Annotated in this window: 8 protein-coding genes; 7 read left to right on the forward strand and 1 reads right to left on the reverse strand. The window is 39.6% G+C overall.

What is annotated here, in order from left to right:
* The first annotated feature begins 13 nt into the window (after nucleotides 1-13).
* Both RM545_RS05025 and RM545_RS05030 read left to right on the forward strand, forming a co-directional pair.
* Nucleotides 14-718 (forward strand): SGNH/GDSL hydrolase family protein, encoded by a 705-nt coding sequence (locus RM545_RS05025; RefSeq protein WP_311494227.1) that lies wholly within the window; start codon nucleotides 14-16, stop codon nucleotides 716-718.
* A gap of 99 nt (nucleotides 719-817) precedes the next feature.
* Nucleotides 818-1,831 carry a M28 family metallopeptidase gene (locus RM545_RS05030; protein ID WP_311494228.1) on the forward strand — a complete coding sequence of 338 codons (1,014 nt, stop codon included), beginning with the start codon at nucleotides 818-820 and terminating at the stop codon, nucleotides 1,829-1,831.
* 130 nt (nucleotides 1,832-1,961) lie between these two features.
* Here RM545_RS05030 and RM545_RS05035 read toward each other — a convergent pair whose 3' ends face one another.
* Nucleotides 1,962-2,606 carry a protein-L-isoaspartate(D-aspartate) O-methyltransferase gene (locus RM545_RS05035; RefSeq protein ID WP_311494229.1) on the reverse strand — a complete coding sequence of 215 codons (645 nt, stop codon included), beginning with the start codon at nucleotides 2,604-2,606 and terminating at the stop codon, nucleotides 1,962-1,964.
* 226 nt (nucleotides 2,607-2,832) lie between these two features.
* On the opposite strand from RM545_RS05035, the gene RM545_RS05040 reads away from it, so the two are divergent.
* From RM545_RS05040 to RM545_RS05060, 5 genes are all read left to right on the forward strand, one after another.
* Nucleotides 2,833-3,792 (forward strand): Gfo/Idh/MocA family protein, encoded by a 960-nt coding sequence (locus RM545_RS05040; protein ID WP_311494230.1) that lies wholly within the window; start codon nucleotides 2,833-2,835, stop codon nucleotides 3,790-3,792.
* Nucleotides 3,793-3,955: 163 nt separating this feature from the next.
* Nucleotides 3,956-4,846 carry a 3-hydroxyacyl-CoA dehydrogenase family protein gene (locus RM545_RS05045; protein WP_311494231.1) on the forward strand — a complete coding sequence of 297 codons (891 nt, stop codon included), beginning with the start codon at nucleotides 3,956-3,958 and terminating at the stop codon, nucleotides 4,844-4,846.
* 281 nt (nucleotides 4,847-5,127) lie between these two features.
* On the forward strand, nucleotides 5,128-6,363 hold the full coding sequence (locus RM545_RS05050) for a DUF1015 domain-containing protein (RefSeq protein WP_311494232.1): 1,236 nt from the start codon (nucleotides 5,128-5,130) through the stop codon (nucleotides 6,361-6,363).
* Nucleotides 6,364-6,365: 2 nt separating this feature from the next.
* Entirely contained in the window at nucleotides 6,366-7,025 is a 660-nt protein-coding gene (locus RM545_RS05055) for a YggS family pyridoxal phosphate-dependent enzyme (protein WP_311494233.1), read from the forward strand.
* Between the two features lie 14 nt (nucleotides 7,026-7,039).
* Complete coding sequence (locus tag RM545_RS05060; protein ID WP_311494234.1) at nucleotides 7,040-8,410, forward strand: exonuclease domain-containing protein; 1,371 nt, start codon at nucleotides 7,040-7,042, stop codon at nucleotides 8,408-8,410.
* Nucleotides 8,411-9,479: the final 1,069 nt, after the last annotated feature.

Genomic DNA, 9,479 nt, shown 5'->3' on the forward strand with positions numbered 1-9,479 from the left:
GACTTAGATTCTAATGAAAAAACGACTGTTTTCTACATTTATCCTACTGCTAATCGGTTTTAACCTTTTTGCACAAAAAGAAGAATATAAGGAACTTATGAGTCAGGATTGGGCGAATTTAAAAAAGTATCGGGACGCCAATAAGAGCATTATCGAAAATGGCAATTATCCCCAGGTAGTTTTTATGGGGAATTCCATTACCGAAGGTTGGGTAAGAATGCATCCGGATTTCTTTTCTGATAACAACTTCGTCGGAAGGGGAATTAGCGGGCAAACCACTCCGCAAATGCTTATCCGTTTTATGCCAGATGTTGTGGAACTTAAGCCAAAAGCGGTCGTTATCCTCGCCGGAACTAATGATATAGCCGGCAATACAGGATTTTCTTCAGTAAAAATGATTACAGACAACATAAAAGCCATGGCCCAGCTCGCCGAAGCCAACGGAATAAAAGTAATCCTGAGTTCTATCCTTCCCGTGTATGATTATCCCTGGCGCCCGGGTCTCGAACCGGTATCGAAAATTGCCAAAATTAACGAGTGGCTCGAAAATTACGCCCGGCAAAACGGACACGTTTATCTGGACTATTTCTCTGCACTAAAGAACGAAAAAGAAGGCATGAAAGTGGAATATGCTGAAGATGGCGTCCATCCCACAAGTGCCGGTTACGATGTGATGGAACCTCTGGCAAAAGAAGCAATTCAAAAAGCACTAAAATAGACAGAAGCTCCCCAAGGATCATTTTCGGCACGAAATCTGAAGGAAATAATCCTGAAAACGGCTATCTTGCCGCACCCAAACCACAAATTAATTTTATTTATGAAAAAAATATTTTTTCTGGCGCTTACAGTTAACTTTCTTGCCTGCGGTACGCAACCCAGGAATGTGGAAAACGTAAACCCCATAGAATATGCAAACACAATAACTGCTGAAGAGTTAAAAGAACATCTTTACACCTTCGCCAGCGACGACTTTGAAGGCCGTGAAACCGGTGAACCGGGACAGAAAAAAGCTGCCGAATATCTTAAAAATGAGTATCAGAAACTGAATATTCCAGCACCAATGGGAGACGATGATTACTACCAGGAAGTGCCTTCCAGCGTCTTTCGTGGTGATATTAAAGATTCCGAAAACGTAGTTGCTTATTTCAAAGGCAGTGAAAAATCTGATGAGCTTTTGGTAATTTCTTCACATTATGACCATGTGGGAATGGATGACGAAGGAAATGTTTTTAATGGTGCCGACGACGATGGATCCGGGACAGTGGGTATTCTTGAAATTGCAGAAGCTTTTGCTAAAGCCAAAGAAGACGGCTACACTCCAAAACGATCTATTCTTTTTCTGAATGTAACCGGTGAAGAAAAAGGGCTGGTAGGATCAAAATTTTATACAGATAATCCAATTTATCCTTTAGAAAACACTGTTGCTAACCTTAACATAGATATGATTGGGAGAATAGATCCTGAACATAAAGGAAATGACAATTATGTTTATCTTATTGGCAGCGATAAACTCAGCACAGATCTGCATAAGCTAAGTGAAGAGGTTAACGAAAAATATATGAACCTTGATCTGGATTATACTTATAATGACGAGAATGATCCTAACCGTTTCTATTACAGAAGTGACCACTATAACTTTGCAAAAAACAATATTCCGATTATTTTCTATTTTAACGGAGTTCACGAAGATTACCATAAAATTACCGATACTCCAGACAAAATTGAGTATGATGTCCTGGCAAAACGAGCAAAACTCGTCTTCCTTACCGCATGGGAAATTGCAAACCGTGATGAAAGGTTAGTAGTTGATAAAGCAACAGCTGCAGAATAGTAAGCTGAAATTATAGAATATTCAAGCCTCACAATTGTGGGGCTTTTTTTATTAAAGCTGTTTAGCGTTTGTTGTTCTTTGTTTCTATATTATGTTAACTACGAACTATAGACCATGAACTACAAACAATTTAATTCTTGTCCTCCAACAGCGGCACAAACCTGAAATCTCCATACTCCTTTTTATTAAATTCGGTATCAGATTTCCTGGTAAATAAGGTCATAACCTGTACGCCTTGCCCAATTGGGATTACCATCTTCCCTCCTACTTTCAGCTGGCCCAGCAACGTTTTTGGTAAATAGGGTGCACCTGCAGTCACGATGATTTTATCAAAAGGAGCATATTCCGGCCATCCCTTGTAACCATCCCCAAAACTCAGTTGTTTTGGACGATATCCAATTTTCGCCAGGAAATTTTTCGTCTTCTTATAAAGCTCCCGCTGCCTTTCTATACTGTAAACTTTCGCACCGAGTTCGCACAAAACAGCAGTTTGATAACCACTTCCGGTTCCAATTTCCAAAACGGTATCAGTTCTGGAAACCTCAAGAAGTTCAGTTTGAAAGGCTACGGTATAAGGCTGGGAAATGGTTTGATCTGCGGCTATAGGAAAGGCTTTATCCTGATAAGCATGATCTTCAAAACTACTGTCCATAAATAAATGCCTCGGAATTTTTCCAATGGCCTCCAGCACCTTTTTATCGGTAACACCTTTTCTTTTAACGGTTTCTACCAGTTGCTGTCGCTTTCCTTTATGTCTGAAGTTATCCTTTTGCAAAATTTAAATGTTTTGAAGTATAAAATTAGGCAAATATCGGCATTGAATACAAACAAATTACCCAGGGATTATAACAGAATCTTTTAAAATATTTATTCTCAAAATACTATTTTTGCGGTAAACTGCTTCAAGGTAAGCCCACGAAGCATCAAGAAGAAATAATTTTCAATTTCGAGCCAAACCTCGGAGAATTAAAATCTCGATTATCGAGTAAATCCTGAAAACTATGCTAAAAGTAGGCGTTCTGGGTGCCGGCCACCTGGGAAAAATTCATTTAAAACTTCTCAACCAATCCGAAAAATTTGATCTAATAGGCTTCTATGATGCCAATGAAGAAAATGCCTCTAAAATTGAAGAGGAATTCGGTTATAAAAAGTTTAGCAGCCTGGATGATTTAATTAAATCCGTTGAAGTTGTAGACGTGGTCACCCCTACCCTTTCTCATTTTGAAGTTGCGAAAAAGGTGATCTCCGCAGGGAAGCATCTTTTTATTGAAAAACCTATTACCAATACTTTTGAAGAAGCTCAGGAACTTATAAAATTGGCTAAAAAATACAACGTAAAAGGCCAGGTAGGCCATGTGGAGCGTTTTAATCCTGCTTTTCAGGCTGTGGTTTCCCGCATTGAAAACCCAATGTTTATCGAAGCGCACCGCCTTGCAGAATTTAATCCGCGCGGGACAGATGTTCCGGTGGTGCTGGATTTAATGATCCACGATATTGATGCTATTTTGAGCGTGGTAAAATCTGAAGTTAAAAATATCAGCGCAAGCGGAGTTTCAGTAATTAGTGACACTCCAGATATCGCGAATGCCCGTATAGAATTTGAAAATGGCTGTGTGGCGAATTTGACAGCGAGCAGAATTTCACTGAAAAACATGCGAAAATCCAGATTTTTTCAGCGGGACGCTTATATCTCTGTAGACTTTCTGGAGAAGAAATGTGAGGTTGTAAAAATGAAAGATGTTCCGGAAAATCCCGATGATTATGCTATGATCCTTCAAAATGCTGAAGGAGTCAAAAAACAGATTTATTTTGATAACCCCTCTGTTTCTCCAAATAACGCCATTTTACAGGAACTGGAAACTTTTGCAGACGCGATAAATAATAATACAGAACCTATAGTAACACTGGAACAGGGCGCAAGGGCTTTAAAAGTGGCTAATCAGGTGATAGCAAATTTCTAGCAGTTCGTGGTTTGGAGTTCGGAGTTTTGGAGTACGAAGTTCATGTTCAAAAACAGGTTATGAATACAAATACTCTTCTCCTTTTAAGGAGGGGTGGCCGTAGGTCGGGGTGGTTTTTTACCTGTTATTAAAAATACTAAATTCGGAATTTAAAATACTTAAAATGAAAAACATAGCAGTTATAGGTGCAGGGACAATGGGCAACGGAATTGCTCATACTTTTGCACAATTTGGATATAAAGTTCAGTTAATAGATGTTTCCAAAGAAAACCTTCAGCGGGGAATGGATACTATTAACAAAAACCTGGACAGAATGGTGGCGAAGGAAAAAATTTCCGAGGCACAAAAAGAGGAAACGCTTAGCAATATAACTCAGCAAATTGACCTTCCTACAGGAGTAAAAAATGTAGATTTAGTAGTAGAAGCAGCGACAGAAAATCAGGAACTGAAACTGAAAATTTTCAAACAACTAGATGGTATTTGTTCAAAGGATACCATTTTGGCATCGAACACCTCCTCCATTTCCATTACGCAAATTGCTTCCGTGGTTTCTAATCCGGAAAGGGTAATTGGGATGCACTTTATGAACCCGGTGCCGGTGATGAAACTGGTAGAAATTATCCGCGGCTATAATACCAGCGATAACATCACCCAACGAGTAATGGAACTGTCTGAAAAGCTGAACAAAGTTCCTGTGGAAGTGAACGATTATCCCGGTTTTGTTGCAAACAGAATTTTGATGCCCATGATTAATGAAGCTATTGAAACACTTTACAATAGGGTCGCCGGAGTTTACGAAATCGATACGGTTATGAAACTGGGAATGGCGCACCCAATGGGTCCGCTTCAGTTAGCAGATTTCATCGGGCTCGACGTATGTTTGTCTATTCTTGAAGTGATGCATGATGGTTTTAAAAATCCGAAGTACGCTCCTTGTCCGTTGTTGGTGAATATGGTGAGAGCAGGAAAATTTGGCGTGAAGTCCGGAGAAGGTTTTTATGACTATTCAGAAAATAAAAAAGCCGAAAAAGTTTCGCCGCAGTTCAGTTCTTAATGACGGTCCGAAAATGGCAATTTTCGATATTCTGTTTAAGGTCAGTATTAGTATGGAATCAGACCTCACAGGTTTTGAAAACCTGTGAGGTATCCCTTAAAGAAGACAGTCCAAAAATGGCAATTATCGACCTCCTGTCTAAAGAACATAATGCCGCAGGCATGGAAGAATATTTCCCCTCGAAAAACAGCACCTCCCCTTTTTTTAAGGGGAGGTGGCCGAAGGTCGGAGGGGTCTTTTTCACTTTTAACTCATTAACTTTTTAACTTTACACACAAATCTTGGCAGAAATCCTTCCTTTTAAAGCAGTGCGACCGGCAAAAGCTAAAGCAGGACTTGTTGTTTCCCGCTCTTATCAGGATTATAGCAAAGCAGAAATTGCAGCTCAGCTGAAAAACAATCCCTATTCATTTTTGCACATTATTAATCCCGAATATAGCCTTCAGGAGGAAAACGTGGGTGAAAGTCGGTTTAAAATGATTAGAGATCGCTATTTGCAGTACAAGGAAGAGGGTACGTTTATCACAGACGAAGAACCATTTTACTATGTTTATAAAATTGAAACCCCGCAGAATAGCTGCTGCGGAATTATAGCTGCCGCCAGTGCCCGGGATTATGAGAAAAACATCATTAAAAGGCACGAAGATACCATAGTTCACCGCGAAATACTTTTTAAAGAATATCTGAAAACAGCTGGCTTTAACGCCGAACCTGTTTTACTTACTTTCCCGGAAAACAGGAGGATTGACAACCTGATTTCAGAAACTATAAACACCACTGCGGAATATAATTTTACCACCGGCGATGGTGAAACACATCATTTGTGGAAGATTTCAAATCCTGAGGTAGCTGAAAGTCTAAGGTCAGAATTTGCAAATATCGGCAGCCTGTACATTGCCGACGGACATCACCGGTGCGCCTCCTCTGCCCTGTTTGCCAAGGAGAGTCAAATAAATAACCCGAATCATACCGGTAAAGAACCGTACAATTATTTTTTGAGTTACATTATTTCAGAAAGTAGTTTGAAAATTAAAGGCTTCAGCAGACTTGTATCCGATCTTAATTCCCATTCTAAAGAAGAATTTCTTGTTCTTTTGAAGAAAAACTTCAGTATAGAAAATTCCGAAAAAAAAGATCTCGTACCAACAGAAAAACATCAATTCAGCATGTATCTGGATGGCAGGTTCTATTCTCTTCAGCTAAAGAAAACCGGGTACAGCCTGGACGATTCCCGCAGCAACCTGGATGCTGTAATTCTGGATGAACATATCCTGAAACCGATTCTTGGTATTCACGATCTGAGAAATGACAAAAGGATTGCTTATTTCCCCGAAAGGGACAATAATGTGGAAATTAAGCGGCAGGTGGACAGCAGAAAATTTGCCGTTGGCTTTGCAATGCTCCCTCCAGATATTGCTGAAATAAAACAAATTGCAGAGGAAAATTTGACGATGCCGCCAAAAAGTACTTATATTGAACCTAAACTGCGCAGCGGTTTAACAATTTACGAGTTTTGATTATGAATATCTCTAAGAATATAAAGAAATATAAAGACGAATTACCCGAAAATATTAAGCTGGTAGCTATTTCCAAAACCAAGCCAAACGAAGATCTTCTGGAAGCTTATGAAGCCGGCCAACGGATTTTTGGCGAGAATAAAATCCAGGAAATGACCGATAAATGGGAAAGCCTGCCCAAAGATATCGAATGGCATATGGTTGGTCATGTACAGCGTAATAAAGTAAAATATATGGCGCCGTTTGTTGGCCTGATTCATGCTGTAGATAGTTTGAAGTTATTGAAGGAAATTAACAAAAGGGCGAAAAACGAAGAGCGCGTTATAAAATGCCTTCTTCAGATAAAAATTGCCGAAGAAGATTCCAAATTCGGAATTTCAAAAGAAGAGGCGGAAGAGATCCTAAATTCCGAAGCCTATAACAAAATGGAAAATACTGAAGTAGTCGGTCTTATGGGAATGGCTACTTTTACTGAAGATGAAAATCAGGTAAAATCAGAATTTCTGAAATTAAAAGCTATTTTTGACGACTTTAAAGAAAAGTATCCTTCAATGAAAGAACTTTCCATGGGAATGAGCGGCGATTATAAGATCGCGGTAGAATGCGGGTCTACAATGGTAAGGATTGGAAGCAGTATTTTTGGGGAACGAAATTATAACTAAACGAAAAGAATTTATTGTACGCAGTTTTAGACATAGAAACAACAGGCGGAAAGTATAACGAAGAAGGTGTTACCGAAATCGCAGTTTACAAATTCGATGGCCACAAAGTAGTAGACCAGTTTATTAGCCTGGTTAATCCAGAGCAGCCTATACAGCCTTTTGTAGTAAATTTAACGGGCATTAATAACGATATGCTTCGCAGTGCCCCGAAGTTTTACGAAGTAGCCAAGCGCATTGTGGAAATCACTTCAGATTGTATTCTTGTGGCGCATAATGCAAAATTCGATTACCGGATTTTAAGAACAGAATTCCGCAGGCTCGGTTTTGAATATGAGCGCAAATCACTTTGTACAGTAGAACTTTCGAAAAAACTTATTCCGGGGCTTCCCTCCTACAGCCTTGGAAAGCTGGTGAGATCTTTAGGTATTCCGCTTAGTGACAGGCATCGGGCCAGTGGAGATGCACAGGCAACAGTGAAACTTTTTAAGATGTTACTGGCTAAAGATGTAGAAAAAGACGTTCTTAAAGAGCACGTGCGGCTGGAGCCAAAGCGTAATCTGGATACAAAACTCGTTTACCTTCTGGAGGAATTACCGGCTACAACAGGTGTTTACTACCTGCACAATGAGAACGGAGAAATTATCTATATTGGTAAAAGCAAAAACATCAGGAAACGTGTAAATCAGCATTTTACAAACGACCATCCTAAGGCGAAGGAAATTCAAAAAGAAGTTTCTTCGGTTTCTTACGAATCCTGCGCAAATGAACTTATTGCCCTGCTCAAGGAAAATCAGGAAATTAAGCACAACAAACCGAAATATAATAAAGCCCTGAAAAAGAACATTTTCAGCCATGCCTTGTATCATCATACCGATGAAAACGGTTATATCAATTTTAAGATTGGGAGGGCAAACGGCCGTGAAAATATCACCACTTTCACCAATTTGCGGCAGGCAAAAACTTTGCTGAACAATTGGGTAGAAGAACATCAATTGTGCGAGCGGCTCTCTGGACTGGAAAATGGTACCGGAAATTGCTTTAAGTACAGTATCAAAAACTGCTGGGGAGCATGTATTGAAGAGGAAGCTGCATCTGAATACAATCAGCGCGCAAGGGAACTTATCAATAATTATTCTTATGAAAGCAAGAATATGATCATTATTGACCGCGGCCGTGAAGTGGATGAAAAAAGCTTCCTGTTAATTGAAGATGGTGAATTTAAAGGAATTGGATATTTTAACCTGAACCACCAGATCAATAACATTGACATTGTAAAGTCCATTATCACTCCTATGAAAAACGACCGGGACACTCAGCATATTATTCAGAACTACCTGAGGAGAAATAAGAAACTCAAGGTTGTGCATTTTTCTGAAGCTGAGTAATGTGATGATTTGAAAATTTGAAAATGTGCTGATTTGAATATGCTACGGGCTTCGAATCGCTCACCCTACTTTTGTCACACCATTGCACTGTCACTCTAGCCAATTCCTCGACTCTGCTCGGGGCGACATCCTGTTTCTTGCCTCCTGATTCCTAATCTCTAAAATGGTAAATATTGATATGAAACGAGCTGATAAAAGGTATTTTCTCCCGCAGATGGCGCAGATTTCCGCAGATTTCTTTCTTCGTCCCATATAAAAACTGTGCGCGGGCAAGCGTGATTTTCCGAAGGAAAATCAGGCGCAGCAAGCAAGCACAAAGTTTCGATTTGGCACAGGCTTTAGCATTGTTTTTATATTTTGTTACAAGGCGTCTTTAATTTTTTGTCAGCCGCAAAGGAGTCTCAAAAATGGCAATTATCGACCTTCATTAAATTGATCGGCAACAGCCAAAAGTCCGCTATTCACAAACTCTCACCTCCAAATTTACCAAAAAAGCGCTACTTGCGGCTGAGTGATGTTTTAGCACGTAGCTTTTTTTGCTTCCAGAAGTAAAATCCAACTGCCGATTTCCCAAAATTTGCCGTTTGCGCTCTGATTTGATGCCTTGTAACAGAACAGTAAAGGCATTACAAAAATGGCAATTTTCTACCTTTGCTTACATACCTTAAACACAGAAATTTTTTTTTTAATTATTCGTGGATTAGTGGCTAGTTACAGCAAAGAAACCGGGAGTGAGAAGACGAGATTGCTTAACCTACGAACCAAAGAGTTTCTCCAAAAATGGCAATTATCGACTATAAGTTTTACCACGAATGGGCGAAAAACTTTTAAATGCTTCCGCAGAACCCCTTGCTGTGATCCTCCTGATTCTTGCCTCCTGATTCCTGATTCAATTTAAAATAAAGCCTCTATAATAGCAAATATCGACCTGTAGTTTTTGCCACCCATCCACGAATGTGGACTTTTATAATACTTCGATCTTCCCACTTCGTCCCTCGTACTCCTGAATGTCTCCTAACAATCTTCGTATTTCTTTACTTCGTCCCTCGTACTTCGGTTAAATTCTTTA

The sequence above is a fragment of the Autumnicola lenta genome (assembly GCF_031846515.1).
Classification (GTDB): domain Bacteria; phylum Bacteroidota; class Bacteroidia; order Flavobacteriales; family Flavobacteriaceae; genus Autumnicola; species Autumnicola lenta.

Excerpts from the sequence above, each read along its gene's own strand:
- RM545_RS05025 (WP_311494227.1), top strand. The coding sequence starts at position 14 with ATGAAAAAACGACTGTTTTCTACATTTATCCTACTGCTAATCGGTTTT.
- RM545_RS05030 (WP_311494228.1), top strand. The coding sequence starts at position 818 with ATGAAAAAAATATTTTTTCTGGCGCTTACAGTTAACTTTCTTGCCTGC.
- RM545_RS05040 (WP_311494230.1), top strand. The coding sequence starts at position 2,833 with ATGCTAAAAGTAGGCGTTCTGGGTGCCGGCCACCTGGGAAAAATTCAT.
- RM545_RS05045 (WP_311494231.1), top strand. The coding sequence starts at position 3,956 with ATGAAAAACATAGCAGTTATAGGTGCAGGGACAATGGGCAACGGAATT.
- RM545_RS05055 (WP_311494233.1), top strand. The coding sequence starts at position 6,366 with ATGAATATCTCTAAGAATATAAAGAAATATAAAGACGAATTACCCGAA.